The sequence below is a fragment of the Lacimonas salitolerans genome (assembly GCF_042677865.1).
GTDB classification, from domain to species: Bacteria; Pseudomonadota; Alphaproteobacteria; order Rhodobacterales; family Rhodobacteraceae; genus Lutimaribacter; species Lutimaribacter salitolerans.
The window spans coordinates 38,548-64,674 of sequence record NZ_JBHUDD010000047.1; the positions used below are offsets into that span (position 1 = coordinate 38,548).

The 26,127-nt window shown below is 63.8% G+C and carries 28 protein-coding genes; 13 read left to right on the forward strand and 15 right to left on the reverse strand.

Features of this window, described 5'->3' with window-relative positions; translation table 11 throughout:
• Nucleotides 1-6: 6 nt before the first annotated feature.
• Nucleotides 7-1,977 (reverse strand): acetoacetate--CoA ligase, encoded by a 1,971-nt coding sequence (locus ACFTOW_RS07335; RefSeq protein WP_379914411.1) that lies wholly within the window; start codon nt 1,975-1,977, stop codon nt 7-9.
• Nucleotides 1,978-2,058: 81 nt separating this feature from the next.
• The gene (locus ACFTOW_RS07340; protein WP_379914412.1) at nt 2,059-2,547 is read right to left on the reverse strand and encodes a peroxiredoxin; all 489 of its coding nucleotides are present in this window, start codon (nt 2,545-2,547) and stop codon (nt 2,059-2,061) included.
• 97 nt (nt 2,548-2,644) lie between these two features.
• Here ACFTOW_RS07340 and ACFTOW_RS07345 point away from each other — a divergent pair, with 97 nt between their 5' ends.
• From ACFTOW_RS07345 to ACFTOW_RS07355, 3 genes are read left to right on the forward strand one after another with little or no spacing between them, the layout of a single operon-like run.
• The gene (locus tag ACFTOW_RS07345; RefSeq protein ID WP_379914413.1) at nt 2,645-3,856 is read left to right on the forward strand and encodes an NAD(P)/FAD-dependent oxidoreductase; all 1,212 of its coding nucleotides are present in this window, start codon (nt 2,645-2,647) and stop codon (nt 3,854-3,856) included.
• Nucleotides 3,853-4,419, forward strand: a complete 567-nt coding sequence (rsmD, locus tag ACFTOW_RS07350; protein ID WP_379914414.1) for a 16S rRNA (guanine(966)-N(2))-methyltransferase RsmD — start codon at nt 3,853-3,855, stop codon at nt 4,417-4,419. The genes ACFTOW_RS07345 and rsmD overlap by 4 nt, the downstream gene beginning before the upstream one ends.
• Before the next feature lie 38 nt (nt 4,420-4,457).
• Nucleotides 4,458-4,961, forward strand: coding sequence for a YcxB family protein (locus ACFTOW_RS07355; RefSeq protein WP_379914415.1), 504 nt, complete (start codon nt 4,458-4,460; stop codon nt 4,959-4,961).
• Nucleotides 4,962-4,979: 18 nt separating this feature from the next.
• On the opposite strand, the gene map is transcribed toward ACFTOW_RS07355, so the two are convergent.
• Nucleotides 4,980-5,828, reverse strand: coding sequence for a type I methionyl aminopeptidase (map, locus tag ACFTOW_RS07360; protein WP_379914416.1), 849 nt, complete (start codon nt 5,826-5,828; stop codon nt 4,980-4,982).
• 59 nt (nt 5,829-5,887) lie between these two features.
• A complete protein-coding gene (gene sfsA, locus ACFTOW_RS07365; protein ID WP_379914417.1) occupies nt 5,888-6,589 on the reverse strand; it encodes a DNA/RNA nuclease SfsA in 702 nt (233 codons plus the stop codon).
• A 100-nt stretch (nt 6,590-6,689) separates the two neighbouring features.
• Here sfsA and ACFTOW_RS07370 point away from each other — a divergent pair, with 100 nt between their 5' ends.
• The 6 genes from ACFTOW_RS07370 (at nt 6,690) to ACFTOW_RS07395 (ending at nt 10,729) form a co-directional block, all read left to right on the forward strand.
• On the forward strand, nt 6,690-7,133 hold the full coding sequence (locus ACFTOW_RS07370) for a methyltransferase family protein (protein ID WP_379914418.1): 444 nt from the start codon (nt 6,690-6,692) through the stop codon (nt 7,131-7,133).
• 1 nt (nt 7,134) lies between these two features.
• A complete protein-coding gene (locus tag ACFTOW_RS07375; protein WP_379914419.1) occupies nt 7,135-7,728 on the forward strand; it encodes a TetR/AcrR family transcriptional regulator in 594 nt (197 codons plus the stop codon).
• Between the two features lie 67 nt (nt 7,729-7,795).
• The gene (locus ACFTOW_RS07380) at nt 7,796-8,518 is read left to right on the forward strand and encodes a competence/damage-inducible protein A (RefSeq protein ID WP_379914420.1); all 723 of its coding nucleotides are present in this window, start codon (nt 7,796-7,798) and stop codon (nt 8,516-8,518) included.
• Complete coding sequence (locus tag ACFTOW_RS07385; RefSeq protein WP_379914421.1) at nt 8,518-9,246, forward strand: GNAT family N-acetyltransferase; 729 nt, start codon at nt 8,518-8,520, stop codon at nt 9,244-9,246. The genes ACFTOW_RS07380 and ACFTOW_RS07385 overlap by 1 nt, the downstream gene beginning before the upstream one ends.
• A complete protein-coding gene (locus tag ACFTOW_RS07390) occupies nt 9,243-9,815 on the forward strand; it encodes a peroxidase-related enzyme (RefSeq protein WP_379914422.1) in 573 nt (190 codons plus the stop codon). Before ACFTOW_RS07385 ends, ACFTOW_RS07390 begins: the two co-directional genes overlap by 4 nt.
• Nucleotides 9,812-10,729 carry an OmpA family protein gene (locus ACFTOW_RS07395; RefSeq protein ID WP_379914423.1) on the forward strand — a complete coding sequence of 306 codons (918 nt, stop codon included), beginning with the start codon at nt 9,812-9,814 and terminating at the stop codon, nt 10,727-10,729. Before ACFTOW_RS07390 ends, ACFTOW_RS07395 begins: the two co-directional genes overlap by 4 nt.
• Nucleotides 10,730-10,735: 6 nt before the next feature.
• Here the strand turns inward: ACFTOW_RS07395 and ACFTOW_RS07400 are convergent, their stop codons facing one another.
• The 3 genes from ACFTOW_RS07400 to ACFTOW_RS07410 all read right to left on the reverse strand — a co-directional run bounded on the left by ACFTOW_RS07400 (nt 10,736) and on the right by ACFTOW_RS07410 (nt 13,027).
• Complete coding sequence (locus tag ACFTOW_RS07400) at nt 10,736-11,116, reverse strand: rhodanese-like domain-containing protein (protein WP_379914424.1); 381 nt, start codon at nt 11,114-11,116, stop codon at nt 10,736-10,738.
• Between the two features lie 11 nt (nt 11,117-11,127).
• Nucleotides 11,128-12,021, reverse strand: coding sequence for an MBL fold metallo-hydrolase (locus ACFTOW_RS07405; RefSeq protein WP_379914425.1), 894 nt, complete (start codon nt 12,019-12,021; stop codon nt 11,128-11,130).
• Between the two features lie 91 nt (nt 12,022-12,112).
• Nucleotides 12,113-13,027 carry a LysR family transcriptional regulator gene (locus tag ACFTOW_RS07410; protein WP_379914426.1) on the reverse strand — a complete coding sequence of 305 codons (915 nt, stop codon included), beginning with the start codon at nt 13,025-13,027 and terminating at the stop codon, nt 12,113-12,115.
• A 98-nt stretch (nt 13,028-13,125) separates the two neighbouring features.
• Here ACFTOW_RS07410 and ACFTOW_RS07415 point away from each other — a divergent pair, with 98 nt between their 5' ends.
• Nucleotides 13,126-14,349: a urate hydroxylase PuuD gene (locus tag ACFTOW_RS07415; protein WP_379914427.1), complete on the forward strand. Its 1,224-nt coding sequence runs from the start codon at nt 13,126-13,128 to the stop codon at nt 14,347-14,349.
• Here the strand turns inward: ACFTOW_RS07415 and mbfA are convergent.
• Nucleotides 14,346-15,320 (reverse strand): iron exporter MbfA, encoded by a 975-nt coding sequence (gene mbfA / locus ACFTOW_RS07420; RefSeq protein ID WP_379914428.1) that lies wholly within the window; start codon nt 15,318-15,320, stop codon nt 14,346-14,348. The genes ACFTOW_RS07415 and mbfA overlap by 4 nt on opposite strands.
• A gap of 118 nt (nt 15,321-15,438) precedes the next feature.
• Between mbfA and ACFTOW_RS07425 the strand changes: the two genes are divergently transcribed.
• The gene (locus ACFTOW_RS07425) at nt 15,439-16,059 is read left to right on the forward strand and encodes a TetR/AcrR family transcriptional regulator (protein WP_379914429.1); all 621 of its coding nucleotides are present in this window, start codon (nt 15,439-15,441) and stop codon (nt 16,057-16,059) included.
• Here the strand turns inward: ACFTOW_RS07425 and ACFTOW_RS07430 are convergent.
• Entirely contained in the window at nt 16,056-16,769 is a 714-nt protein-coding gene (locus tag ACFTOW_RS07430) for an NYN domain-containing protein (RefSeq protein WP_379914430.1), read from the reverse strand. The two genes, ACFTOW_RS07425 and ACFTOW_RS07430, sit on opposite strands and share 4 nt — an antisense overlap.
• Nucleotides 16,770-16,830: 61 nt before the next feature.
• Nucleotides 16,831-17,550: an SGNH/GDSL hydrolase family protein gene (locus tag ACFTOW_RS07435; protein ID WP_379914431.1), complete on the reverse strand. Its 720-nt coding sequence runs from the start codon at nt 17,548-17,550 to the stop codon at nt 16,831-16,833.
• Nucleotides 17,551-17,850: 300 nt separating this feature from the next.
• On the opposite strand from ACFTOW_RS07435, the gene pnp reads away from it, so the two are divergent.
• Entirely contained in the window at nt 17,851-19,989 is a 2,139-nt protein-coding gene (gene pnp / locus ACFTOW_RS07440; protein ID WP_379914432.1) for a polyribonucleotide nucleotidyltransferase, read from the forward strand.
• Between the two features lie 89 nt (nt 19,990-20,078).
• Here the strand turns inward: pnp and ACFTOW_RS07445 are convergent, their stop codons facing one another.
• Nucleotides 20,079-21,971, reverse strand: a complete 1,893-nt coding sequence (locus ACFTOW_RS07445) for a PhoX family protein (protein WP_379914433.1) — start codon at nt 21,969-21,971, stop codon at nt 20,079-20,081.
• 302 nt (nt 21,972-22,273) lie between these two features.
• On the opposite strand from ACFTOW_RS07445, the gene ACFTOW_RS07450 reads away from it, so the two are divergent.
• Nucleotides 22,274-22,804 (forward strand): L,D-transpeptidase, encoded by a 531-nt coding sequence (locus tag ACFTOW_RS07450; RefSeq protein WP_379914434.1) that lies wholly within the window; start codon nt 22,274-22,276, stop codon nt 22,802-22,804.
• Nucleotides 22,805-22,810: 6 nt separating this feature from the next.
• On the opposite strand, the gene ACFTOW_RS07455 is transcribed toward ACFTOW_RS07450, so the two are convergent.
• The 4 genes from ACFTOW_RS07455 to ACFTOW_RS07470 all read right to left on the reverse strand — a co-directional run bounded on the left by ACFTOW_RS07455 (nt 22,811) and on the right by ACFTOW_RS07470 (nt 26,044).
• Entirely contained in the window at nt 22,811-23,857 is a 1,047-nt protein-coding gene (locus ACFTOW_RS07455; protein WP_379914435.1) for a succinylglutamate desuccinylase/aspartoacylase family protein, read from the reverse strand.
• Entirely contained in the window at nt 23,854-24,759 is a 906-nt protein-coding gene (rimK, locus tag ACFTOW_RS07460; RefSeq protein ID WP_379914436.1) for a 30S ribosomal protein S6--L-glutamate ligase, read from the reverse strand. The genes ACFTOW_RS07455 and rimK overlap by 4 nt, the downstream gene beginning before the upstream one ends.
• Nucleotides 24,756-25,262: an ATP-dependent zinc protease family protein gene (locus tag ACFTOW_RS07465; protein ID WP_379914437.1), complete on the reverse strand. Its 507-nt coding sequence runs from the start codon at nt 25,260-25,262 to the stop codon at nt 24,756-24,758. Before ACFTOW_RS07465 ends, rimK begins: the two co-directional genes overlap by 4 nt.
• Nucleotides 25,263-25,390: 128 nt before the next feature.
• Nucleotides 25,391-26,044 (reverse strand): peroxiredoxin, encoded by a 654-nt coding sequence (locus ACFTOW_RS07470; protein WP_379914438.1) that lies wholly within the window; start codon nt 26,042-26,044, stop codon nt 25,391-25,393.
• Nucleotides 26,045-26,127 lie beyond the last annotated feature (83 nt).

Here is a 26,127-nt window from a genome sequence, read left to right on the forward strand (position 1 = left end):
CGCCGGTCAGTCGGGTTCGTGCAGGTAGGCACGGGCATAGGCGTCGTACCACTCCAGACAGGCGGGGTTGGCCATGGCATCGGCGGTGGCGACCTTGGCCATCGGGTGCCCCAGCAGGCGTTTCTTGATCGGCACCTCAAGCTTTTTGCCGGTCAGGGTATAGGGGATGTCAGGCGCCGGTTCGATCCGGTCGGGCACGTGGCGTGGCGAGGCGCGGGATTTCAGATCGGCGATGATGCCGGCGCGCAGGTCGTCTGTCAGGGTCTCGCCTTCGGCCAGTTTCACGAACAGGATCATGCAGCTTTCGCGGCCCAGATATTCCAGATCGACCACAAGGCTGTCGGCCACGGCTTCGCGGTCCTCGACCACGCGGTAGATGTCGGCGGTGCCCATGCGGATGCCGTGGCGGTTGATGGTGGCGTCGGACCGGCCATAGATGATCGCGCCGCCATGGGCCGAGATCCTGATCCAGTCGCCGTGCCGCCAGACGCCCGGATAGTGTTCGAAATAGCTGGATCTGTAGCGTTTGTCGCCTTCGTCGCCCCAGAAATACAGCGGCATCGAGGGCATGGGAACGGTGCAGACAAGCTCGCCCACGTCGTCGATCACGGGGGAGCCGGTGTCGTCGAACGCCTGCACGGCGGCCCCCAGCGCGCGGCATTGCATTTCGCCAGCGTGCACGGGCATCATCGGGTTGCCGGCCAGGAACGCCCCGGCGAAATCGGTGCCGCCGGCGATGGGGGCCAGCCAGATATGCTCGCCCAGTTCGCTCCAGATCCACTCGTACGCCTCGGGTGGCAGTGGCGATCCGGTCGAGCCTATGGCGCGCAGCGTGGACAGATCGGCCAGATCGCGTGGTTTCAGCCCCGATTTCATGCAGCCGATGAAATACGCCGCCCCCGCGCCAAAGGACGTGGTGCCGGTGCGGTCGATGAAGCGCCACAACCGGCCCGGGTCGGGGTGGTTGGGGTTGCCCTCGGCCAATGCAATCGTCGCCCCGGTCAGCAGCCCGCCCACCTGCGCGTTCCACATGATCCAGCCGGTCGAGGTGAACCAGCTGAAGGTGTCGGCAGGGGTCAGGTTGCCGTGCAGCCCCTGCAGCACCAGATGCTCCAGCACGATGCCGCCGTGCCCGTGCACGATGGGCTTGGGGCTGCCGGTGGTGCCCGAGGAATAGACAACCCAGAGCGGATGATCGAAGGGCAGGTCGACCGGATCGGGTGCTCCGGGCGTGGCCAGCAGATCGGCCCAGTCGTGCCGGGTGGTGTGGCGCGGATCGATCCCGGTGCCCGCGTCCAGCGTGATCCAGTGGGCCAGCGTGGGCAGCCCGTCGATCAGCGCCTGCACCTGATCGGCGCGGTCGCGATACTTGCCGGTGAAATCATAACCGGTGATGGTGAATATCGCCTTCGGCTCGATCTGGTCGAACCGTTCCAGCACGGTGGGTGCGCCCATGTCGGGGGCACAGAGCGACCAGGTGGCCCCGATGCTCGCGCAGGCCAGAAAGGCGATGATCGTGTCGGGCGTGTTGGGCAGGTAACCCACGACCCGGTCGCCGGTTTCGATGCCCATGGCGCGCAGCGACGCGGCCAGCGCGCCCACGCGCGCGGCCAGATCGTCCCACGTCAGGGTGGTCAGGGTGCCATCCTCGGCCTCGTGATGGATCGCCGGGTGGCCGGGGCGGACGTGGCGCAGCACCTGATCGACATAGTTCAGACGCGCCCCCGGGAACCAGACCGCGCCGGGCATGACCGGGTTATCCAGAACCGTGTCGAACGGGGTGGGCGAGGTCAGGCCGTGATAGTCCCAGATCGAGCGCCAGAAGGCATCGGGCTGGTCGATCGACCACTGCCACAGCGTATCGTAGTCTTGGAAATCCAGCCCGTGTTCGTCGGCCAGCCACCGCATGTAGGCGGCCATGGTGCTGGATGCGGCGAACGCGGCCGATGGTGTCCAGATACCGTTTTGCACTGTCATTCTTCATGCCCTCCCGTGTTGGGCGGCATGGTTTGCGGGGGCGGCGCCGGGTGTCAAGCCCGCCCGCCCCCGCGGCGCGATTTACATCGACGCCAGCAGGCCTTCGCCGCCCGAGGTTTCGCAGGCACCGGGATTTTCCTCGGTGTTCAGAACCTTGACCACGCCATCCTCGACCAGCATCGCGTAACGCTTGGAGCGGGCCACCAGACCGGCGGGGGGAGCATCGAAATCCATGCCGATGGATTTGGTAAAGTCGCTTGAGGCATCGCCCAGCATGGTGATCCCGGCGTCCGTCGCGCCGGTGGCCTGACCCCAGGCCCCCATCACGAAGGGATCGTTGACCGAGATGCAGATGATCTCGTCCACGCCCTTTTCGGCAAACTGGTCCTTGGTGCGGATGAAGCTGGGCACATGGGCCGAATGGCAGGTCGGGGTAAAGGCACCGGGCACGGCAAAGATCGCGACCTTGCGGCCTGCCAGCTTGTCGGCCAGTTGCACCTGTTGCGGGCCGTCGGCGCCCATCTGGGTCAGCGTTGCGTCGGGCAGCTTGTCACCTGTTGAAATGGTCATCGAGTGTCCTTTTGTCCGGGTTTGCGTTTTCCATGGTGCAGGATATAGAATTTCTGCGCGGGCAAGACCAACGGATTTCTTTGCAGGAGGGCAGGCGATGACACATGTAGTCGTGGTGGGGGCAGGGCAGGCGGGTGCGTCGTTGGTGGCGCGGCTGCGCAGTCAGGGCTTTGACGGGCGGATCACCCTGATCGGCGAAGAGGCGGCCCCGCCCTACCAGCGCCCGCCGCTGTCCAAGAAATACCTGCTGGGCGAGATGGAGCTGGAGCGGCTGTATCTGCGGCCTGAAAGCTATTACTCGGAGAACGGGATCGACCTGCATCTGAACGAGGTGGTCAATGCCATCGACCGCGCCGACAAGGTGGTGATCGCGGGGGGGCACCGGCTGAATTATGACCATCTGGTGCTGACCACAGGGTCGGTGCCGCGCCGGTTGCCGCCTGCGGTGGGCGGCATGTTGCAGGGCGTTTATACCGTGCGCGACCTGCGCGATGTGGACAGCATGGCGGGCGCGTTCCGGCCGGGCGCGCGGGTGCTGATCGTCGGTGGCGGCTACATCGGGCTCGAGGCGGCGGCGGTGGCGTCCAGCAAGGGCCTTCAGGTGGTGCTGGTCGAGATGGCAGACCGCATCCTGCAACGGGTGGCCGCGCCGGAAACCAGCGGCTATTTCCGCGATCTGCACCGCGCGCATGGCGTGGACATCCGCGAGGGCGTGGGGCTGAGCACGCTTTTGGGCGAGGGGCATGTCACCGGCGCGCGGCTGACCGATGGCAGCGAGCTGCCGGTGGATTTCGTGATCGTGGGCGTTGGCATCACCCCCGCCACCGAACTGGCCGAGGCGGCGGGGCTGGAGATCGACAACGGCATCGCGGCGGATGCGCAGGGGCGCACCAGCGACCCGTCGATCTGGACTGCGGGCGATTGCGCCAGCTTTCCCCATGAGGCGGGGCGGCTGCGGCTGGAATCGGTGCCCAATGCCATCGACATGGCGGAATGTGTCGCCGACAACATCATGGGCGCAGGCAAGACCTATGTGCCGCAGCCCTGGTTCTGGTCGGATCAGTATGACGTCAAGTTGCAGATCGCGGGGCTGAACGCGGGCTATGACCGGGTGGTCACACGGGCGGGCGACAAGCCGGGCAGCGTGTCGTTCTGGTATTTTGCCGGTGACCGGCTGCTGGCGGTGGACGCGGCCAACGATCCCCGTGCCTATATGGTGGGCAAGCGTCAGATCGACAGCGGCAAGACCGCCGATCCGGGGGCCATCGCGGACCCGGCGACCGAGCTTAAATCGTTGCTGCAAGCGTGAGGATCATCGCGGGCGAGTTTCGCGGCCGCGCGCTGGCCAGCCTGGGCAAGGGTGACGCGGCCGCGCATCTGCGCCCCACCACCGACCGCACGCGCGAAAGCCTGTTCTCGGTGCTGCAAGGCGGGCGCTTTGGTGACCCGATCACGGACGCGCGCGTGCTGGACCTGTTTGCGGGCACAGGGGCGCTGGGCCTCGAGGCGCTGTCGCGTGGGGCCGATCATGTCACGTTCGTGGAAAACGGACGCAAGGCGCAGGCGCTGGTCAGTCGAAATATCGAGACTTTGCAAGTGGTTGATCGCAGCCGGCTGATCCGTCGCGATGCCACGCGGCTGGGGCGGAATGACGGTGCGCCCTTTGATCTGATCTTTCTGGACCCGCCCTATGGCAAGGGCATGGGCGAGCGCGCGCTGGAGGCTGCGCATGCCGGTGGATGGATAGGAAACACAGCGTTGATCGTGTGGGAGGAGGGTACAGACATTATTCTGCCCCATTGGTGCGTCAGAGAAGATATCCGACGGTATGGGGATACGGAAATTTCGCTGATGCGAGCTGCTGAAACATGAATACGTACTATCTGACTTTCTCTTGGCGGGACATTCCCGTGGCACGGCTGACGAACCGGCTGACGATGCGGTTTTTCGGGCCATTGCGCTGGATCGCGGTGCTGCTGGCGGTGACGGTGCTGTTTGCGTCGTTCAACCTTTTGCAGACCCATGTGTTTCCGCATGAAAGCGGGGCGCAACTGTCCACGGTGCTGGCCGTCATCTGCTGCGCGGTGACGCTGGGCATCGGCAACACGCTGGGCCACAAGAGGTTGCAGGCGGAACTGGCGAATGCGCCGATCCGGCAGAAACCCTGCAGCCTGGCGATCAATCAGTACGGCATCGCGGGCGGGGGCGGTGCGCTGTATTCGCATGTGGATTGGGCCGATGTGACCGAGATCGCGGAAACCGGCAGTTTCATCCTGATCATGCTGTCGCCGCTGGAATACATCCCGATCCCTGATTTCTCGCTTCCGCCCGAAACGACGCGATCCGACCTGGTGCGGCAGTTGCGTGAATGGCATGCGGCCGCGCAGGCAACAGGTGACGAGGCTTTTGCCTGACCCCGAAAACCCGGCGGCTTACTGGTCGTAGGTCGGGTGGAACCGGCCTGCGGGCGACAGGGTGAAAATCTGCGCGCCATCTGCCGTGACACCCACCGAGTGTTCGAACTGCGCTGACAAGGATTTGTCACGCGTCACCGCCGTCCAGTCATCGGCCAGCACCTTGGTTTCCGGGCGGCCAAGGTTGACCATCGGTTCGATGGTGAAGAACATCCCCTCTTCCAGCCGGGGGCCGGTGCCGGGGCGACCATAGTGCAGCACGTTGGGTGGAGCGTGAAACACCCGGCCCAGCCCGTGACCGCAGAAATCGCGCACGACCGACATGCGCTGGGACTCCACATAGGTCTGGATCGCGTGGCCGATGTCGCCAAAGGTGTTTCCGGGTTTGACCGCCTCGATCCCAAGCATCAGGGAGTCATGCGTGACCTGAATCAGACGCTCGGCCTTGCGCGACAGCTTGCCCGCCACATACATGCGGCTGGTATCGCCATACCAGCCATCCACGATCACGGTCACGTCGATGTTCAGGATGTCGCCATCCTTGAGTTTCTTGTCGCCGGGAATGCCGTGGCAGACAACGTGATTGATCGAAATGCACGAGGCATGCCTGTAGCCCTTGTAGCCGATGGTGGCCGATTTCGCGCCAGCATCGGCGATCATCTGTTCGATCAGGCGGTCGATCTCGCCGGTGGTCTGACCGGGAAAGACATGGGGTGCAATGTCGTCAAGTATGCGCGCGGCCAATGCACCGGCGGTTTCCATGCCGGCGAATTCCGTTGCTTCGTGAATACGGATGCCGTCGCGTGTCACGCGACCCCTGTGCGCTTCGTTCAATTTGTCGGACCTTTTGCCGAATTTCAAAATCATACGCCCTATTTAGGGCAAAATATACCCAAGGACCAGTGCGGCGAATCGCGTACGCCCGTTCAGGGATGCACAAATGCAAGTGGTCGGCCAAGCGTTATCTTATGCGGCGTGATCGCGCAGTCAAATACCATCACCCGCACCCCTGCCTGCATCGCCCGGGACAGCCCCGCGGCATAGGCCGGGTCGATGTCTGCGGCGATGCCCGCGCGGTCGCAATCGGTGCGCTGCACCAGATACAGCATCGCGGCACGCGCGCCTTGCGCGGCAATCTGCGACAACTCGTGCAGATGTTTCAGCCCGCGCGCGGTGACGCTGTCGGGAAACTCGGCCAGCCCCGGCTGGCGCGACAGGGTGACGGATTTCACCTCGACCCAGGTATCGGGGCCGTCACCGGACAGCAGGAAATCGATGCGTGAGTTTTCGCCGTATTTCACCTCGGGGCGCACGATGGGGGCTGACAGCCCCGGCACCTGCCCTGCCTGCAAGGCGGCGCGCAGGGCGCGGTTGGGCACGGATGTGTCCACGCCGGTGAAATGGCCATTGTCATGCTCGACCAGCCGCCAGCCGTATTTCAGTTTTTTCTTCGGGTCGTCATTGGGTTCCAGCCAGATGCGCATCCCCGGATCGGCAAGACCCATCATCGAGCCGGGATTGGCGCAATGGGCGGTGATCTCGGTCCCGTCTTCCAGCCGTGCATCGGCCAGGAACCGCTTGTAGCGGCGGATCAGCGTGGCGGGCACAAGGGGCGTTTGAAAGCGCATGACAGGCGGCCTATGCGCTGCCGGCCAAAAAGGCAATTGTGTGAAAAAGAGAATTTTGATAAATAATAAAAAGAATCAATTATCAATATGGAGTTTCGTCATGACACGATTTTTGCCGCCTTACCTGTTCCTGTCGCTCTTGCTGCCGCTGGCAGCGATTTGGCTTTGGCATCCCCCGGCGCAGGTGCCGTTCGAGATCAACGTGCCGCCATGGGACGTGCCCCTGATCCTGGGTCTGGTGCTTGTGATCTGGGCGCGCGTGCAGTTCAGGCAAAGCGACAGCGAGATCATGACCTTCGATACACCGCGCAATCTGGTCACGACCGGGGTCTTCAGACTGTCCCGCAATCCGATGTATCTGGGTTTTGCGCTGATCCTTTTGGCTGGCGCCTTGTACGTGAATTTCTGGTGTGCCTTTGTCGTGCCTGCGGTATTTCTTGCAGTGTGCCAGTGGTGGAATATCCCCGCCGAGGAACGCAACATGCGCGCAGAGTTCGGACCGGCCTATGACGCCTATGCCGCCCGGGTGCGCCGCTGGATATGACATGGCACGACCAAAACCCGACACCGAAAAGATCAGGCACAAGCTGTTGCAGGCCGCCGAGGACATGCTGGCCGAAACCGGCGGCAGGCGCCTGGTCCTGTCCGAGATTGCGCGCCGCGTCGGGCTGAGCCAAAGCCATGCCCACAACTTCTTTGCGACCAAATCCGATCTGGTGCGCGCGCTGGCCGAACGCTGGTTTGCCGAGGTCGAGGGTGCCTTGGACGCGGTGCAGAAGGATCAACTGGATCCTGCCGAGGCACTTGAGGCTTATGTGCTGACCATCTTGCGGCTGAAACGGGCGCGTCATGATGCCGATCCGCGGCTGTTTGCGGCCTATATCGATCTTGCGGGCGATCATGGTGACGTGATCGCGGCTCACGCGGGGCGATTGCGGGATGGTCTGCGTGAAATCTTGTCACGACAGGTGCCATCGTCACATCTGGAGACGGCAACGGATATGGTCATGGATGCGACAGTGGCCTTTCGCATACCGCACATGATCGCCCTGATGCGCCCGGGCGCAAGTGATGAACGGGCGCGCCGGGTTGTCGCCATGTGTCAGGCGGCCCTGAATGGCGGGTTGCCGCGCGAGTGATGCATTGGAAAGCCCCGGGCGCTGGTCTAAAGTTGCGGCGTGGCCAACATCAGCAAGAAAGATACCCATGACCAACCCCACCGCCGCCATGATCGTGATTGGCGATGAGATCCTGTCCGGGCGCACGCGGGATTCCAACATGCATTATCTGGCGCAGGAACTGACCAAGGCGGGCATCAACCTCGCAGAGGTGCGCATGGTCAGCGACGACCCGGGCGCGATCGAGGGTGCGGTGCGGGCGTTGTCGTCGGCCTTTGACCATGTGTTCACCAGCGGCGGGATCGGCCCGACCCATGATGACATCACCGCCGATTGCATCGCGCGGGCCTTTGACCGGGCCATCGACGTGCGCGACGATGCGCGCGCGCTGTTGCAGGTGCATTATGACCGGATGGGCACCGACCTGAACGCCGCGCGGCTGCGCATGGCGCGTATCCCCGAGGGCGCCGTGCTGATCGAGAACCCGGTTTCCGCCGCGCCGGGATTCTCGATTGAAAACGTGCATGTGCTCGCAGGTGTGCCGGCGGTGTTTCAGGCGATGGTGGCCAGCGTGGTGCCGACGCTGGTGGGCGGCAAGCCGCTGCTGTCGCAGTCGCTGCGCGTGTTCCGGGGCGAGGGCGATATCGCCGGGCCGCTGGGCGCGCTGGCCCATGACTTTCCAGACCTGTCCATCGGATCGTACCCGTTCCAGAAAGACGGGGCCTATGGCGCGCAGATCGTCATTCGCGGGCAGGATGCCGCGCAGGTGGATGCGGCGATGACGCGGCTGTCGCGGATGTTCGACGCATGATGCCCACGGTGCAGCGGCTGTATGACGTGGTGGATGGGACATGGCCCGCCGCCGGGTTTCAGCGGCTTGGACCCTGGATGATCCGCGAGGGGCAGGGCGGCGGGCAGCGCGTGTCGGCGGCCAATGCGGTGGACCCGGTGCGCGATGCCGACATACCGCAGGCCGAGGATGCTATGCAAAAACTGGGCCAGCCCCGGCTGTTCCAGATCCGGCAGGGCGACGAGGCGCTGGATGCGATGCTGGCAGCCCGGGGCTATGCCGTTGTCGATCCGGTCAATATCCATGTCGCGCCGGTGGACGCCGTGGCCACTGAACGCCCGCCGCGCATCACCACATTCTGCCTGTGGGAGCCGCTGGCGATCCAGATCGACATGTGGGCCGCCGGGGGCATCGGGCCGGGGCGGATTGCGGTGATGCACCGCGCCAAGGGGCCGAAAACCAGCCTGATCGGGCGGCTGAACGATCATCCTGGTGGCACCGGCTTTGTCGCCATGCACGACGGCATCGCGATGGTTCACGCGCTGGAGGTGCTGGAACACCAGCGCCAGCAGGGCATGGGCCGCTATTTCATGCGCGAGGCCGCGTTCTGGGCGCAGGCCAACGGGGCCAGCCACCTGTCTGTGGTCTGCACCCAAGGTAACGACGGGGCGAACGCGCTCTATTCTTCCCTCGGGATGACCCTTGTGGGACAGTATCACTATCGCAAGCACGAGGAGGATTTCGCATGAGCGACAAAGACATTCCCACAGCCCTGAACCTGCCGCAGGTCGATCCGTTGCCACCGGCGACGCAAAAGTATTTCGACATCTGTCAGGACAAGCTGGGGCTGGTGCCCAACGTGCTGCGCGCCCATGCGTTCGACATCGACAAGCTGGATGCGTTTTCGGCGCTGTACAACAACCTGATGCTGGCCGACAGCGGGCTGAGCAAGCTGGAGCGCGAGATGATCGCGGTGGCGGTCAGCTCGGTCAATCGCTGCTTCTATTGCATGACGGCGCATGGGCAGGCGGTGCGCGCGCTCTCGGGCGACCCCAAACTGGGCGAGGCGCTGGTGATGAATTACCGCGTCGCTGACATCACGCCGAAACAGCGCGCGATGCTGGATTTCGCGGTGATGATGACAGAGGCAAGCCACCGGATCGAGGAATCGGATCGCGAGGCGCTGCGCGCGCATGGCTTTACCGACCGCGACATCTGGGACATTGCCAATGTGGCGGGGTTCTACAACATGACGAACCGCGTGGCCTCGGCCGTCGATATGCGCCCCAATGACGAGTATCACGCCCAGAACAGATGATGCGCCGTGCCGCTGCCCTTGTCCTGTGTCTGGTCGCTGCGCCGGCGTCCGCACTGGAGCTGAGCCTGCCGGTCAGCGCGCGGCCCACGGCAGAGGTGGTGACCGACCCTGACAGCTATGCCCTGCCCACCGGCCCGTTTGACGCGGGCAGGGTGCCGGCGCAGCAGGTCGAGGGGCGGGTATCGCGGCAGGCGTGGCGGATCGCCGGGCAGAACATGACCACGCTGCAACTGTTCGCGCCGCTGCGCGATCAGCTGTCCGATGCCGGTTACGAGGTGATGTTCGACTGCGCCGATGCGGGCTGCGGCGGGTTCGATTTCCGGTTCGAGATCGAGGTGCTGCCCGCGCCCGCGATGTATGTCAGCCTGACCGATTTTCGATTTGTCGCGGCACGCAAGGGTGCGGGCGATCACGTGACCCTGCTGGTCAGCCGCACCGGCAGTGCCGGGTTCGTGCAACTGGTGCGGGTCACGGGGCAGGGGGCCGAGGCGGACCTGCCCCGGATCACGGAAACTGTCACGCCGATGGCGGGCAATGGTGATCTGGCGCAGGAATTGCTGGCGCAAGGGCACGCGGTTCTGAGCGATCTGGAGTTTGCCACCGGGACATCGGATCTGAGCGAAGGGACCTATGCCTCGCTGGAGGCCCTGGCAGGGTTCATGCAGGTCAATTCGCAGGCCCGGATCGCACTGGTGGGTCATACCGATGCGGTGGGCGCGCTGGACGGCAATATCGCGCTGTCGAAACGACGCGCGGTTGCGGTGCTGGAACGGTTGGCGGATGCCCATGGCGTGCCGCGCGACCGGATGGTGGCCGAGGGCATGGGCTATCTGTCGCCCATTGCCCCCAACACCACGCCCGAGGGCCGCGAGGCCAATCGCCGGGTCGAGGTTGTTCTGCTGAACACCGACTAGCGCGTGTTATTCCGGGGTCGTCGCCTGCGGCGCGCCGGTGGCCATGTTGGTGCCGATATACGGCTTCTTGGCAGATTTCCACGCGGCGAACCCGCCGTCCAGATGCGCGATCTGCGTCACGCCAGCGGCAATGGCTGCACGCGCGACGCGCTCGGACCGCACGCCCGAGCCGCAATGGAACACGATGCGCTTGTCCGACTGGCCCGGCAGCTTGTCGCCGTTGAAAAACGCCATCGGCATCAGCAGCGCGCCTTCGATATGTTCGAACATGTACTCCTGCGGGGTGCGCACGTCGATCAGCACGACTTCGTTGGCGTCAAAGGCTGTCGCCACCTCGTCCACGGACCAGGTTTCAAAACTCGCGTCGCCAATCTTTTCGGTTTTCATGCTGTGTCTCCTTAAAACTTGTTTGCCGGGATCTTGAAGTAGGCATTGCCATCGCTTTCGGTCGGGGCAAGACGCCCGCCGCGCAGATTCACCTGCAAGGCGTAGAGCATGCGGTCGGGCAGCGACAGGGTGGCGTCCCGATCGTCGCGCAACTGGCGGAACGCCGCTTCGGTCTTGCCGGCCAGATGCGGGTTGTGCGCCTTGTGCTGCGCCACCGTCGCCTCCCATGCGGGGTCTTGGCGGTCGCCCACGGGCGGGTAGTCATGGCCGACGAAAAGGCGGGTGTCGTCGGGAAGCGACAGGATGGATTGCAGGCTGTTCCACAGATCGGCAGAGGTGCCGCCGGGGAAATCCGCGCGGCTGGTGCCAGCATCCACATGCATCAGCGTGTCATGCACAAAGGCGGCATCCCCGATGACATAGGTGATCGAGCCCAGCGTATGCCCGGGGTGCAGCATCACGCGCACGTCAAGATCGCCAATGCGGAACGTCTCGCCATCGGCGAACAGCCGGTCGAAATCACGGTCGGGGTCGAACGCGTCGGGCAGGTTGTAGAACCCGGCCCACAGGGTTGCGATGTCGCGGGTTTTCGCGCCGATGGCGTTGGGCGCGCCGGTCTGGTCCTTGAGCCATGCGCTGGCCATCATGTGATCGGCATGGGGGTGGGTATCGAGCACCCATTGCACGGTCAGGCCCTGCGCGGCGACGAAATCCAGCACCTCCTGCGCGCTGTCGGTGCGGGTGCGGGCGTGGGCGGGGTCGAAATCCAGCACAACGTCGATCAGCGCCGCCTTTTTGGTGGCCGGGTCGGCGGCGACATACATGATCGAGCCTGTGTCGGGGTCGTAGAATCCCGTGACCTCGGGTGACTTGGGGCCGGTGGACGGGCTGGTGCGGGTGAACATCGGTGCCTCATTTCTTGTGCTTCAAAGATACGTTTCACATGCAGGTAATAGAATATTATGGGATCACAAGGGGTGGTGCCGCATTTCCTGTCTATCCCTGCAACTCGCGCAGCATCGTCTTGCAGTGGTCTATCATGAAATCGGCAAACACCTGCACCTTGGGATCGCGATAGCGGCGCGAGGGCGACAGGCAGGCCAGTTGCGTGGGCAGTGGCGGTGTATCCGTGGCCACGGGCACCAGCGCGCCGCTGGCCAGATGGGCGGCCACCTCGAACAGCGGTTTCAGGACGATCCCGGCCCCGTCCAGCGCCCAGCCGGTCAACACGTCGCCATCGTCGCTTTCCAGCGGGCCGGTGATCTCGAACCGTTTTGGGCCGTCAGGCGTTTGCAGTGTCCATTGAAATTCCTGCGCGCCCGGAAAGCGCAGGTTCAGGCAGTCATGCCCCTGGGCCACCAGCGCGGCCCCGTCACGGGGCATGCCGCGCCGGGCGAGATAGGCAGGGGCGGCGCAAAGGACGCGCGGACATTCCTCGATTACGCGGACCTTGAGATCGCTGTCGGTCAGCGGGCCAAGGTGAAACGCCAGGTCCAGCCCCTCGCCCGCCACGTCGATCACCCGGTCGGACAGGCGCAGGCGGATGTCGATACGCGGATACTGCGCCTTGAAGGCGGGCACGGCGGGCGCGATGAACCGCCGCCCCACGCCCAGGGGGGCCGCCACGAACAGCGTGCCGCGGGGGGACTGGCTGGCCTCCATCACCGCGGCCTCGGCGGTGTCTATCGCCTCGAGTATCCGGCAGGCCCCATCATAGAACGTGCGCCCGTGTTCCGTGGCCGTCAGCGCGCGGGTGGTGCGGTTGAACAGCCGCACGCCCAGATGCTTTTCCAACTCGGCGATGCGCGACGAGGCGACGGCGGGCGAGGCGCGCTGGTCGCGGGCGGCGGCACTCATGCTGCCCAATTCATAGACGCGCACGAACATGCGGATGTTGTTCACATAGGCCATTTTCAGATTCTTTTTGAAACTGTTCCCGCTACCTGATGGATTAACAGACAAATGCCGCCTGCGGTAGGCTGCCGCGACCCAACCGGAAAGAGGTTCGAATGTATGATCTGGCCGCCATCGGCGCATGGGCCGAATTTGCCATACGCTGGCTGCATGTGATCACCGCGATCGCGTGGATCGGGTCGTCGTTCTATTTCATCGCGCTGGATCTGGGCCTGCACCGTGACCGCGCGTTGAGTACCGGCGCGGATGGCGAGGAATGGCAGGTGCACGGCGGCGGGTTCTACCACATCCAGAAATACCTGGTGGCTCCGGCCCACATGCCGGACGGGCTGGTGTGGTTCAAATGGGAAAGCTATGCCACCTGGCTGTCGGGCTTTGCCCTGCTGGCGGTGGTCTATTACCTTGGGGCCGAGTTCTATCTGGTCGATCCGGCGGTATGGGACGTGGCGCCGGGCTGGGCGATCCTCATTTCCATCGCGTCGCTGGGGTTTGGCTGGCTGGTCTATGACCTGCTGTGCAACCGTTTCGTCAACGCCAACCAGACCGGGCTGATGGTGGCGCTGTTCGTGGTGCTGGTGGGGATGTCGTATTTCTATGCCTCCGTCTTTTCTGGGCGGGCGGCGCTGCTGCATCTGGGGGCGTTCACCGCCACGATCATGTCGGCCAACGTGTTCATGATCATCATCCCGAACCAGAAGATCGTCGTGGCCGACCTGATGGCGGGGCGCAAGCCGGATGCGAAATACGGCAAGATCGCCAAGCAGCGCAGCACGCATAACAATTACCTGACGCTGCCGGTGATCTTCCTGATGCTGTCCAATCACTATCCGCTGGCCTTTGCCAGCGAGTGGAACTGGGTGATCGCGTCATTGGTGTTCCTGTTGGGGGTGACGATCCGGCATTTCTTCAATTCGATGCATGCGCGCAAGGGGATGCCGTGGTGGACATGGGCGGCGACCACGGCGATCTTCATCGTGATCATGTGGCTGTCTACCGCCCCGATGTTCCGCACGCCCGCGCCTGAACAGGCGCAGGGCGCTGGCGTCCGTTTCGCGCAGGCCGCGGGCTATGACGAGGTGCATGACATCGTGATGGGCCGCTGTTCGATGTGCCACGCGGCCGAGCCGTTCTGGGACGGCGTCCTGTGGCCGCCCAAGGGCGTGCGGCTGGACACCGAGTATCAGATTACCCGGCAGGCGCGGGCGATCTATCTGCAATCGGGGCTGACCCATGCCATGCCCCCGGCCAACCTGAGCTATATGGAAGAGGACGAGCGCGCCAAGATCGTCGCGTGGTATCGCGCGGCGACCGGGGGTTAGCCGCTGCCGATCAGCGCCCCGGCTGCGAACACCAGCGCGCCCCCCAGAACAACCTGAAACGCCGCGCGCATGAACGGGGTTTCCATGAATTTGTTCTGGATCCACGCGATCGCCCACAGTTCGATGAACACCACGACAAAGGCGATGATGGTGGCGGTCCAGAAATCGGTGATCAGGTAGGGCAGGGCGTGGCCCAGACCGCCCACCGTGGTCATCACGCCCGACGATATCCCGCGTTTCCACGGGCTGCCGCGCCCTGACAATTCGCCGTCGTCGCTGGCGGCCTCGGTAAACCCCATCGAGATGCCGGCACCCACCGACGCGGCGAGACCGACCAGAAAGGTGGTCCACGTGTCCTGCGTGGCAAAGGCCGTGGCAAAGATGGGCGCCAGCGTGCTGACCGACCCGTCCATCAGACCGGCCAGACCCGGCTGCACCCATGTCAGGATGAACTGGCGGTGCGACTTGCGCGCCTCGCTGTCGCGGGCGTCGTCGGAGAGGTGCTGTTCCTCAAGCCGGGTTGCGGTGGTCTGGTGCCCGGCCTCGGCGGCGGCCAGATCACCCAGCATCTTGCGGGTTTCGGCGTCGGATGTGTTCTGCGCCGCGGTCAGGTAAAAGTGCTCGGCGTCCCGCTCCATCGCCTCGGCCTCGTCGCGGATGCGTTCGATGCCCAGATTCTCGACCAGCCAGACGGGGCGGCGGGCGTAATAGCCAGCGACGTGTTCGCGCCTGATCAGGGGGATGACATCCCCGAACCGTTTGCGGTGCAGGTCGATCAGGCGCTGGCGGTGCTGGTCCTCCTCGACCGCCATGCCGTCGAACACCTTGGCGGTGTCAGGGTAATCGGGGCGCAGCATTTCGGCGTAAGAGCGGTAGATGCGGCCATCATCCTCTTCCGAGGAAATGGCCAGCGCCAGAACCTCCTGCTCGGACAGGTCGCGAAAATTTCGACGTTGGGTAAGAAAGCGCATCACAGCCTCATGAATTAGAATAATTCTAAAGTAGATGGCTGACGCGAGGATGCAAGTCCCTTGTGCTTGCTGAAACTGAACCGAACGGTTTACACTTGGCGACAGGAGAGGATTATCCATGGATGCACCAGGCGCAGCGGAGATCCGAAAGGGTCGCAAGTTCGATCAGGTCTTGCGGGGCGCGCGCGAGGTGTTCATGCGGGACGGATTCGAAGGCGCGTCGGTCGATGATATCGCGCGGGCTGCGGGCGTGTCGAAAGCCACTCTTTATGCCTATTTCCCAGACAAGCGCGTGCTTTTCTTCGAGGTGGTGCGCAACGAATGCGAGCTGCAGGCCGAGCGCGCGGTCGAACTGATCGACGATGACGCGCCGCCGCGTGCGGTGCTGACCATGGTGGCGCAAAGGATCGTGCCGTTCCTGCTGTCAGATTTCGCGCGGCGCATCTTTCGCATCTGCCTGGCCGAGTCGGACAGGTTTCCCGAGCTTGGGCGCGCGTTCTATGAAAGCGGGCCGGAACTTGGCCGCGCGCGGCTGACCGAGTACATGCGCGATGCTGTGGCGCGGGGCGAATTGCACATCGTTGATTTCGATCTGGCCGCCGATCAGTTTGCCGAGCTGTGCAAGGCGCATGTCTGGGTGCGGTCGGCCTTTGGCGTGCAGACCGAATACACCGAGGCCGAGTTGGCCCGGGTGATCGACGGCGCGGTCGAGACGTTTCTGGCCCGCTACGGGGTCTAGTCGATCCGCCGCACCAACAGCTGGTTGCCCGCGCCGATCTTTGTCTCGAACACCTTCAGTTCCGCCACCAGATCGGACAGCTTGCGCTTGCCATAGGTGCGGCTGTCGAAATCGGGGTGATCGGCCTGAATCTGCTGACCCAGCCGGCCCAGCGGATACCATTCGTCGTCCTGATCCACCTTCTCCATCGCATCGAACAGCAGTTGGCGCGCCGTGACCATCGCGTCCTGCGACAGGCCTGCCTTGGGGCTGTCCTTTTTCGGCTCGTCCGATTTGGCAAGGTTCTCGATCGCGACAAAGCGGTTGCAAGCGTTCTTCAGCGCGGGCGGGGCCTTGGATTCGCCGATGCCGATCACGGTCAGGCCCTGTTCGCGGATGCGGCTGGCCAGTCGGGTGAAATCGCTGTCCGACGATACCAGCACGAAGCCGTCGAAATGACCCGCATGCAGGATGTCCATCGCGTCGATCACCAGCCCGATGTCTGATGAATTCTTGCCCTTGGTCGCCGCCGTCTGCTGGTATTGCACCAGCCCCAGTTCCTGCGCCACGCGGGTCCAGCCCGACAGGTGGTTGTTTCCCCAGTCGCCATAGACACGACGCAGGCCCGGTTCGCCGAAACTTGTCACCTCTTTCAGGATGGCATCGGCGTATTTGGCGGGCACGTTGTCGGCGTCGATCAGCACGGCCAGAAGGGGGGTGTCTTTGGGCAAGTCTGCGGTCCTTTCGCTTTGGCGCAGAGTCGCACTGTCAGACGCGCGGCGCCACCCCCTTTCAGCGCCGTGCATCCAGTTTGCGGATCAGGGCCGCCACGCGCTGGCCGATGGCGGTGCTGCCCTTGATGGACGGGTGGATGCCGTCGGGGGCGTGAAAGGACGTATCGCCATGGGGCACCAGATCGGCGTTGGACAGGAAATGCACGCCGTCGATCTGCCGGGCCATGACGTTCAGCCGTGCCTCGAAGGCGTCGCCCTCGTCGCGGCAACCGTCGATGATGGAGGTCCAGCCGGGGCTGCGCAGGTAGCCGATATAGATCACCTGCGCCCCGGTTGCCCGGATGCGGCGCATCAGGTCGGGCACGGCCCCCTTGCGCCCATCGGGCGAGACCATCCGGTCCATCCGCCGATGACAGCGCGAACAGCCACAGCCCAGCCACAGGTCGTTGCCGCCACCGGTCACCAGCACCCAGTCGGGGCTGTCCTTGCCGAACTGTGCCGAAATGCGCATGCCCATAGCGCCGGTCATTGGCAGGTTGTAGATCACATGTGCGCCCGAAACGGCACGGGTTTCCACCGGCTCTTTCAGGGCACCCGCTACGATCTGCGGGATCGACCGGCCTGCAAGGGTATTCCACGCCATCAGGGAATCGCCGATGGCGATGATGCGCGCCTGCGGCCCCACGCTGCGCTCGACACCCTGCGCCGACAGCGGCGCTGCCAGACACAGCAGCATTGCCAACCCGGCGATCAGTCTGTTCAGGAAATACCGTACCACAACCCAGCCTTACCCTTCATGCGCCCGGACATCTGGACCTGTCGCGCACCCAGGCCATGATCCGATCCATACAGGCAGCACCGGGCCGGGTGAAGGCCCCAGCATGCCGTTTGCAGCCGGTTGCGGTGCCTGCGCCAACCTTTTGCTTTCAAAAACTGCAAAAACACGTTAAGTCGCGCGCATCTGAGACGTGACGCCCTGACCCCGGCGCATGGCAGGATGAGGGGGTCGGCGGCAATGGGGCCGCCATTCAATCGGGGACCCGGGATACGCCCGGGAGTGCCCAGACAGGAAACGACGATGTTCAACACTACGACGAAATCAATGCAGTGGGGCGATGAAACGCTGACACTGGAAACGGGCAAGGTTGCCCGTCAGGCAGACGGTTCCGTGATTGCCACGCTGGGCGAAACCAGCGTCATGGCCAACGTGACCTTTGCCAAGGAACCCAAGCCCGGATTGGATTTCTTTCCGCTGACGGTTCACTATCAGGAAAAATACTATGCTGCGGGCAAGGTGCCTGGCGGTTTCTTTAAGCGCGAGGCGCGTCCTTCGGAAAAGGAAACCCTGACCGCGCGTCTGATCGACCGTCCGATCCGCCCGCTGTTCGTGCCCGGTTTCCGGCATGAAACGCTGGTGATGTGCACGGTGCTGTCGCACGATCTGGAAAACGATCCCGACATGGTTGCGATGATCGCCACCAGCGCCGCGCTGACGCTGTCGGGCGTGCCCTTCATGGGGCCGATCGGGGCCTGCCGCGTCGGGTTTGTCGATGGCGAATACGTGCTGAATCCGGCCGTGGACGACATGCATGATCTGCGCCTCAAGCCCGAGCAGCGGCTTGATCTGGTCGTGGCCGGCACCAAGGACGCGGTGATGATGGTCGAATCGGAGGCTTACGAGCTGACCGAGGCCGAGATGCTGGGCGCGGTTAGCTTTGCCCACCAGCAGATCCAGCCGGTGATCGACCTGATCATCGACCTGGCCGAATCCGCCGCGAAAGAGCCGTTCAACTTTCAGCCGCCGGATTATTCGGATCTGTACGAGGCCGTCAAAGCCGCAGGCGAAACGAAGATGCGCGAGGCCTATGCGATCCTGGACAAGCAGGAGCGCACCACAGCCGTGCAAGCCGCCAAGGAGGCGATCAAGGCCAGCCTGACCGAAGAGCAGCTTGAGGATTCGAACCTGGGTTCGGCGCTGAAAAAGCTGGAATCGGTGGTGCTGCGCGGTGCCGTGGTCAGGGACGGCAAGCGGATCGATGGCCGTGCGCTGGACACAGTGCGCCAGATCGTGTGCGAGACCGGCCTGCTGCCGCGCACGCATGGTTCTGCCCTGTTCACCCGTGGGGAAACCCAAGGTCTGGTCGTGACCACGCTGGGCACCGGCGACGACGAACAGTTCGTTGATGCGCTGCACGGCACGTCCAAGCAGAACTTCATGCTGCATTACAACTTCCCCCCCTATTCGGTGGGCGAGGCGGGGCGCGTCGGCCCTCCGGGGCGTCGCGAGATCGGCCATGGCAAGCTGGCATGGCGTGCGTTGCAGGCGGTTCTGCCGGCTCCGACCGATTTCCCGTACACCATCCGCATCGTGTCCGAGATCACGGAATCCAACGGCTCGTCCTCGATGGCGTCGGTCTGCGGTGGCTCGCTGTCGATGATGGACGCGGGCGTGCCTCTCAAGACCGCGGTGGCCGGTGTGGCCATGGGCCTGATCCTTGAAGATGACGGATCATACGCGATCCTGACCGACATCCTGGGTGACGAAGACCACCTTGGCGACATGGACTTCAAGGTTGCGGGCACCGAGGCTGGCATCACCAGCCTGCAGATGGACATCAAGGTTGCGGGCATCACGCCCGAGATCATGGAAAAGGCACTGGCGCAGGCCAAGGCCGGCCGGATGCACATCCTGGGCGAGATGAACAAGGCGCTCTCGGGTGCCGGTGACTTCTCGGCGCATGCGCCGCGGATCGAGACGATGCAGATCCCCACCGACAAGATCCGCGAAGTGATCGGGTCGGGCGGCAAGGTGATCCGCGAGATCGTCGAAGTCTCGGGTGCCAAGGTCGACATCAACGACGAAGGCATCATCAAGATCGCGTCGCCCAACGGTGAAGCCATCAAGAAGGCATACGACATGATCTGGTCGATCGTGGCCGAGCCGGAAGAGGGTGGCATCTACAAGGGCACGGTCGTCAAGATCGTCGATTTCGGTGCCTTCGTGAACTTCTTTGGCAAGCGCGACGGTCTGGTGCACGTGTCCCAGATCGAGAATCGCCGCCTGAACCATCCGTCGGATGTGCTGAAAGAAGGTCAGGAAGTCTGGGTCAAGCTGCTGGGCTTTGACGATCGCGGCAAGGTGCGCCTGTCGATGAAGGTCGTTGACCAGGAGACCGGCGAAGAAGCCACCAAAGAGGCCGAAGAAGCCGAAGGCTGAAACGTCATTGCATATCATTGACTTGAACGGGGCCGACGATGTGTCGGCCCCGTTTTTCGTTCAGGGTGCTGGTGCGGCGCGAAACCGCGTCAGCCGACCAGCGCGTTGTCATCGCGCTTGACCGCGATCACCGACGACCGGGGCAGGCCCGTGCCATCGGGCCAGGAGCCGCCAGGGTGCTGGATGCCGACGAACATGGTGCGCCGATCCGCAGACCAGCACAGGCCGGTGACTTCGCAGCCCTTGGGACCGGTCAGAAAGCGCACGATTTCGCCTGTGACAGGGTCGCCCACCAGCATCTGGTTGTTGCCCATGCCGACGAACTCGCCCTCGTTGCTGTCGTTGCCGTCGGTCTGAATCCAGACCAGCCCATGGCTGTCAAAGGCCATCCCGTCGGGCGAGTTGAACAGGTTGCCCTCGTTCACGTTCTGCGACCCGCCATAGATGTTGTTATAGACCCTGGGGTTGCCCGCCATGACATAGAGATCCCAGTCAAAGGCCGTGTTGGCGTGATCGTCCTCTGCCGGACGCCAGCGCACGATCTGACCGTAATTGTTTGTCTCGCGCGGGTTGGGGCCGTTGACCGGGGTGTCATCGCCACCGGCGTTGGGCTTGACGCCACGGTTCCGGTTGTTGGTCAGGCAGCAATAGGCCTCGACCGCATGGGGGTTGGCTGCGATCCACTCGGGACGGTCCATCGTGGTGGCCCCGACCTTCGATCCCGCCATGCGGGCAAAGATCAGGATTTCTGCCAGTTCCATGCCCGTTGTTTCGGGGGTCAGGGCCAGCCATTCGCCCGTGCCGTCATCGTCGAACCGCGCGGCGAACAGCGTGCCGTCATCCAGCAGGCCATCGGTCGGGCCACCCGGCACGTAGACGCCGTTGGACACGAACTTGTACAGAAACTCGCCGCGCTCGTCATCGCCCATGTAGACGACGACGCGGCCATCGGGGGCCAGAACGACCTCGGCGTTCTCGTGTTTGAACCGGCCCAGCCCGGTGTGCTTGACCGGGGTGCTGTCGGGGTCTGTCGGGTCGATTTCCACCACCCAGCCCGCGCGATGTGGCTCGTTGGGGTTTTTCGACGTGTCAAACCGCGCGTCGTGCTTGTGATAATCATAGCCCCAGCCGTCGCTGCCGATGCCATAGCGGCCATAGCCATCCACCAGCGCATTCGGCTTTTGATCCTGCACCTCTTCGGTCGATCCGAAGTAACCGTTGAAGTTCTCTTCGCAGGTCAGATAGGTGCCCCAGGGCGTCTTGCCCGAGCCGCAGTTGTTCAGCGTGCCCAGTGACGCGGTGCCGGTCGGGTCGGCCTCGGTCTTCATCAGGTCATGACCGGCGGCTGGGCCTGCGATGGTCATCGGCGTGCGATGCGTGATGCGACGGTTGAACCGGCTGTCGGTGACCACCTCCCATCCGCTGTCGGATTCGCGGATTTCCATCACCGTCACGCCTTGCAGGTTTTGCAGTTTGCGAACGTCATCGGCATTGGCAACCACACCTTCCTGCGCGGCGGGCAGGTTGACCTTGCGGTTGGTGTATTCGTGGTTCACCGCGATAAGCTGGTGACCCCGAAACAGGAATGTCTCCATCCCGTCGGTGTTTTCGCCAAACACCATGTCCGAGCCTTGGACCGGCCCGCCCTCGGTCAGGTCATAGCCTTCGGCCTGCGGCATCAGCGGATCGCCCCACCGCACGAGGGTGTGCCACGAATAACCTTGCGGCACATGCACGTCGAAATCGGTCTGCGCCGCAATCGGCGTGAAGGCAAAGCGCGAGGCTGCCTGCGCCTGCGCGCTGTTCAGCAGGCCGGTGCCCATCACAGATGCGCCCGAGCCAAAGGCAAGGATACCGCCCAGAAATCCACGGCGCGAAATCGCGCGTTCGACCACCCGGTCGAAATCGTTTTCCTCGGGGCGGGGAAAATTGGCTTCGTCCCAGTCGTCGGCGGACAAATCAAGACTGTCGTGGGGGGTCATGCGTGGGTCTCCTGAAACCAAGGGCCTTCGTTATGATGCCCAAAAGATAAATCGGGTCGGTGACGCTGTCGTGACAGGCACCTTTCGTCTGTGCCGTCCGGCAACCCCACCAACCCAATGCCAAAGAGATGGCCAAACGGGCAGGTAAAACAGCCTTTCGGCACCATCTTTGAAAAACACGAATTGCGGTATCTTGATTCGTCGTCATCACATTCAGTAACGTCGATACAGTTGCCGATTGGGGGTTGTGATCGATGTTGACGCGTCGTTGCGTGTTAGGTGGTTTGTCGGCTGCCTGTGTTTTGCCAAATGCCACACTGGCGCATGCCAAAGGCTATTCCGTGCCGCCCGAGCACGCGCCGCGCATCGTCGAGATGGACCAGTATTTCGCCGATGGCGAAATCCACGTCGATCCGAATTTCTATGCGCTGTACCTGACCTTGCCGGATTACAAGGCGTGGCGCTATACCGTGGCCGTGTCACAGCCTGCCCTGTGGGAGCCGGGGACATATACCCTGAAATGGAAGGCCGAGTGGCCGCGCTGGCGCCCGACGAATGCCATGATCCGGCGCAACCCCGGGAAATATGCCAAGTATCGCAACGGGATGCCGGGCGGGCCGGGAAATCCGCTGGGCGCGCGGGCGCTGTACCTGTTCGACGGTGATCGCGACACGTTTCTGCGCATCCACGGCACGACACAACCCTGGACCATCGGCACGGCCAGTTCCAACGGCTGCGCGCGCATGGTCAATGACCATGTGATCCACCTGTTCGACCGGGTGCAAAAGGGCGCGCGCGTCGTTCTGCATCCCCGCTTTGATCAGGTGGCGTGATCCGCCTCAGATGATCTCGTCCTCGTCGAACAGGGGCTGGGCATCCATGTGCGATTCCATGCCTTCCAGCGCGGCCTCGGCGTTGGCGCTGCGGCTGACCTGCGCGATGTGAAACAGCGCGTCGCCTTCGTTGACCAGCGGCATGTTGGTGCGGCCCACGATGATTCCGCCGGTGTCGGCCAGCACATCCACCTCGGCCACGCCGAACGGGTCGGCAATCGCCCCGATCGTCTCGCCCTCGGTGATCAGGTCGCCGATGCCGCGAAAGGCGCGGAACAGCCCGCCGGCCTCGGCGCGGGTCCAGCTGGAATAATCGCACAGAACCGGCCTTGTGCTGCCCTTGGGCACGCCGCGCGATCCGATCATGCCCTGCTTCTGCATCACCCGCAGGATGCCCGCCACGCCCGTCCGCGCGGCCAGCTCGTCAAAGCGCAGGCCTTCGCCCGCCTCGTACAGCAGGACATCGACGCCCAGATCCTCGGCCGCCATGCGCAGCGATCCGTCCCGCAATTTCGAGGTCATCATCACCGGCGCGCCGAACGCCTCGCCCATCTCGACCAGCCGCTTGTTGCCCGATGTCAGGCGGATCTGCGGCAGGTTGCTGCGCGCGATGGCGGCGGAATGCAGGTCGATCCCGAAATCGGCGCGGCGCACCACCTCGGTCAGAAAGATATGCGCCAGCCGCGCGCCCAGACTGCCCGAGGGCGAGCCGGGAAAGCAGCGGTTCAGGTCGCGCCGGTCGGGCAGATAGCGCGCATGATTCAGAAAGCCGAAGGTGTTGACCACCGGCACCGCCATCACCGTGCCGGCCAGCGTGCCAAGCTGCTTGGTGCGCAGCAGGCGGCGCACGATTTCCACGCCGATCACCTCGTCGCCGTGGATTGCGGCGCTGACGAACATCACCGGCCCGGGGCGGCGGCCATGCACCACCTGCACCGACAGGGTCACCGGTGTATGGTCGGAGAAGGACGAGACCGGCACCTCGATCGTCTGACGGGTGCCGGGCTGGACCGTTTGCCCGGCCAGTGAGAAAGGGGCAGGCCGACCGGTCATCCCTTGCCTTTGGTCCGGGTGGCGCCGTCGCGGGCGGTGCGTTCGGCAAATTCTATGATCATCCCGGCAATGTCCTTGCCGGTGGCCTTTTCGACGCCTTCCAGACCGGGCGAGCTGTTGACCTCCATCACCACGGGGCCGTGGTTGCTGCGCAGCATGTCCACGCCGCAGACGTTCAGGCCCATGGTCTTGGCCGCGCGGATGGCGGTTGACCGTTCCTCGGGCGTGATCTTGACCGATTGGGCCGACCCGCCCCGGTGCAGGTTCGAGCGGAACTCGCCCTCGGCGCCGGTGCGCTTCATCGCGGCCACCACCTTGCCGCCGATCACGAAGGCGCGGATGTCGGTGCCGCCCGCCTCCTTGATGAACTCCTGCACAAGGATGTTGACGCCCGCGCCGCGAAACGCCTCGATCACCGACTTGGCAGAGCGCGCGGTATCGGCCAGAACCACGCCGATGCCCTGCGTACCTTCCAACAGCTTGATCACCACCGGGGTGCCACCCGCCAGCGCCATCACCTCGTCGGCCTTTTTCGGGTCATGGGCAAAGGTGGTCACCGGCAAGCCGATGCCATCCCGCGCCAAAAGCTGCATCGAGCGCAGCTTGTCGCGCGAGCGCCCGATGGCCACGGATTCGTTCAACGGATAGGTGCCCTGCATCTCGAACTGGCGCAGCACGGCCAGCCCGTAAAAGGTGATCGAGGCCCCGATCCGCGGGATCACCGCGTCGTATTTCGGCAGTTTCGAGCCGTCGTAATAGATCTCGGGCCTGCGCGAGGCGATGTTCATCGAACAGCGCAGCGTGTTGATCATGTCCAGCTCGTGCCCGCGCGCTTCGGCGGCTTCCAGCAGACGTTTGTGGGAGTAGAGACGCGGGTTGCGCGTCAGCATGGCGAACTTCATAGCGGGACCTCCCTGTGGCCCAGTGCAGTTTTTGGCGCTTTTCTGGAAAGCGCCGGCTCTCCCAGCAGAAAGGACCGGCCGGCATCCACCAGGATTCGGTGTCTGCGGATGGCGGTGCGGCCCAGGATGATCGGCATTGTCATGTTGGCCCGATCGGCCAATGTCACCTCGATACGCCAGCGCCTGTCACCCAGAACCAGCAGCGTGTCAATGACCATCCGGTCCTGCGGCGCGCCGCTGGTGTTCTTGACCGCGCGGTTGCCCAATAATGGCGCTTCGACGTCGCGGGCGCGCAACCCGCTGGCATGGGGAATGTGGAACCTGACCCATGGTTTTCCGTCCTTGTCGAATGGCCGGATATGGGTGGCATGGATGGCGGATGTGCGCGCGCCGGTGTCGATTTTCGCGTTGACCACGGGAATCCCAAGGTCAGGCAGGGCGATCTTTTCGCGCCAGCCGATGATCGTGGGTGGGGTTTTGGGGGCCTTGCGCTGGGCCGACATGCGCGCGTCTCCTTTCGCGATGACCGGGCCAGCCTGCCACAGCCACCCTGCAGGGGTAACCCCCGTTCTGGTCCCACGAAAAAGGCCCCCGTGGTGGGGGCCCTGGTCGCGTCAAAAGCTCTGAAAACTCAGGCTGTGTGCTTGGTCGTGCGCAGATACGGCAGTTTCACGTCGATCTCGCCGAATTTCTCGCGCGCCTGATCGTCGTTCAGCGACAGCGCCACGATCACATCCTGCCCGGCGGTCCAGTTGGCGCCGGTGGCGATCGGCTGACCGAAGGTGGCCTGCAATGCGTCCAGCGCGCGCAGCACCTCGGCAAAGTTGCGGCCCACCGACATCGGATAGGTCATGATCAGCTGCACCTTCTTGTCGGGGCTGATGATGAACACCGACCGGACGCTGGCGGAGTCGGCGGCGGTGCGGCCATCCGGCAGATAGGCCTCGGCGGGCAGCATGTCGAAGGCCTTGGACACGGCCAGGTCCTTGTCGGCGATGATCGGGAAACCGGCCTTGGCCCCGGAATAGCCCTCGATGTCGGATTTCCACTGCACGTGCTCGTCCACGCCATCGACCGACAGGCCGATCACCTTGGTGCCGCGCTTGGCCCATTCATCGGCCAGTTGCGCCACGGCCCCGAATTCGGTGGTGCAGACCGGGGTGAAATCCTTGGGGTGGCTGAACATGATCGCCCAGCTGTCACCGATCCAGTCGTGAAACGTGATCTCGCCCTGGTCGGTCTGGGCGGTGAAATTGGGGACGATGTCGTTGATACGCAGGCCCATGGGTCAAATCCTTCTTAAAGACTCGGGTTTATATTCCGCTTCTTAGATATATTCTAAACTCAAGATTACCAGAGGCAGCAGGC

Excerpts from the sequence above, each read along its gene's own strand:
- ACFTOW_RS07335 (WP_379914411.1), bottom strand. The coding sequence starts at position 1,977 with ATGACAGTGCAAAACGGTATCTGGACACCATCGGCCGCGTTCGCCGCA.
- ACFTOW_RS07340 (WP_379914412.1), bottom strand. The coding sequence starts at position 2,547 with ATGACCATTTCAACAGGTGACAAGCTGCCCGACGCAACGCTGACCCAG.
- ACFTOW_RS07345 (WP_379914413.1), top strand. The coding sequence starts at position 2,645 with ATGACACATGTAGTCGTGGTGGGGGCAGGGCAGGCGGGTGCGTCGTTG.
- map (WP_379914416.1), bottom strand. The coding sequence starts at position 5,828 with ATGATTTTGAAATTCGGCAAAAGGTCCGACAAATTGAACGAAGCGCAC.
- sfsA (WP_379914417.1), bottom strand. The coding sequence starts at position 6,589 with ATGCGCTTTCAAACGCCCCTTGTGCCCGCCACGCTGATCCGCCGCTAC.
- ACFTOW_RS07370 (WP_379914418.1), top strand. The coding sequence starts at position 6,690 with ATGACACGATTTTTGCCGCCTTACCTGTTCCTGTCGCTCTTGCTGCCG.
- ACFTOW_RS07375 (WP_379914419.1), top strand. The coding sequence starts at position 7,135 with ATGGCACGACCAAAACCCGACACCGAAAAGATCAGGCACAAGCTGTTG.
- ACFTOW_RS07380 (WP_379914420.1), top strand. The coding sequence starts at position 7,796 with ATGACCAACCCCACCGCCGCCATGATCGTGATTGGCGATGAGATCCTG.
- ACFTOW_RS07385 (WP_379914421.1), top strand. The coding sequence starts at position 8,518 with ATGCCCACGGTGCAGCGGCTGTATGACGTGGTGGATGGGACATGGCCC.
- ACFTOW_RS07390 (WP_379914422.1), top strand. The coding sequence starts at position 9,243 with ATGAGCGACAAAGACATTCCCACAGCCCTGAACCTGCCGCAGGTCGAT.
- ACFTOW_RS07395 (WP_379914423.1), top strand. The coding sequence starts at position 9,812 with ATGATGCGCCGTGCCGCTGCCCTTGTCCTGTGTCTGGTCGCTGCGCCG.
- ACFTOW_RS07400 (WP_379914424.1), bottom strand. The coding sequence starts at position 11,116 with ATGAAAACCGAAAAGATTGGCGACGCGAGTTTTGAAACCTGGTCCGTG.
- ACFTOW_RS07405 (WP_379914425.1), bottom strand. The coding sequence starts at position 12,021 with ATGTTCACCCGCACCAGCCCGTCCACCGGCCCCAAGTCACCCGAGGTC.
- ACFTOW_RS07410 (WP_379914426.1), bottom strand. The coding sequence starts at position 13,027 with ATGGCCTATGTGAACAACATCCGCATGTTCGTGCGCGTCTATGAATTG.
- ACFTOW_RS07415 (WP_379914427.1), top strand. The coding sequence starts at position 13,126 with ATGTATGATCTGGCCGCCATCGGCGCATGGGCCGAATTTGCCATACGC.
- mbfA (WP_379914428.1), bottom strand. The coding sequence starts at position 15,320 with ATGCGCTTTCTTACCCAACGTCGAAATTTTCGCGACCTGTCCGAGCAG.
- ACFTOW_RS07425 (WP_379914429.1), top strand. The coding sequence starts at position 15,439 with ATGGATGCACCAGGCGCAGCGGAGATCCGAAAGGGTCGCAAGTTCGAT.
- pnp (WP_379914432.1), top strand. The coding sequence starts at position 17,851 with ATGTTCAACACTACGACGAAATCAATGCAGTGGGGCGATGAAACGCTG.
- ACFTOW_RS07445 (WP_379914433.1), bottom strand. The coding sequence starts at position 21,971 with ATGACCCCCCACGACAGTCTTGATTTGTCCGCCGACGACTGGGACGAA.
- ACFTOW_RS07455 (WP_379914435.1), bottom strand. The coding sequence starts at position 23,857 with ATGACCGGTCGGCCTGCCCCTTTCTCACTGGCCGGGCAAACGGTCCAG.
- rimK (WP_379914436.1), bottom strand. The coding sequence starts at position 24,759 with ATGAAGTTCGCCATGCTGACGCGCAACCCGCGTCTCTACTCCCACAAA.
- ACFTOW_RS07465 (WP_379914437.1), bottom strand. The coding sequence starts at position 25,262 with ATGTCGGCCCAGCGCAAGGCCCCCAAAACCCCACCCACGATCATCGGC.
- ACFTOW_RS07470 (WP_379914438.1), bottom strand. The coding sequence starts at position 26,044 with ATGGGCCTGCGTATCAACGACATCGTCCCCAATTTCACCGCCCAGACC.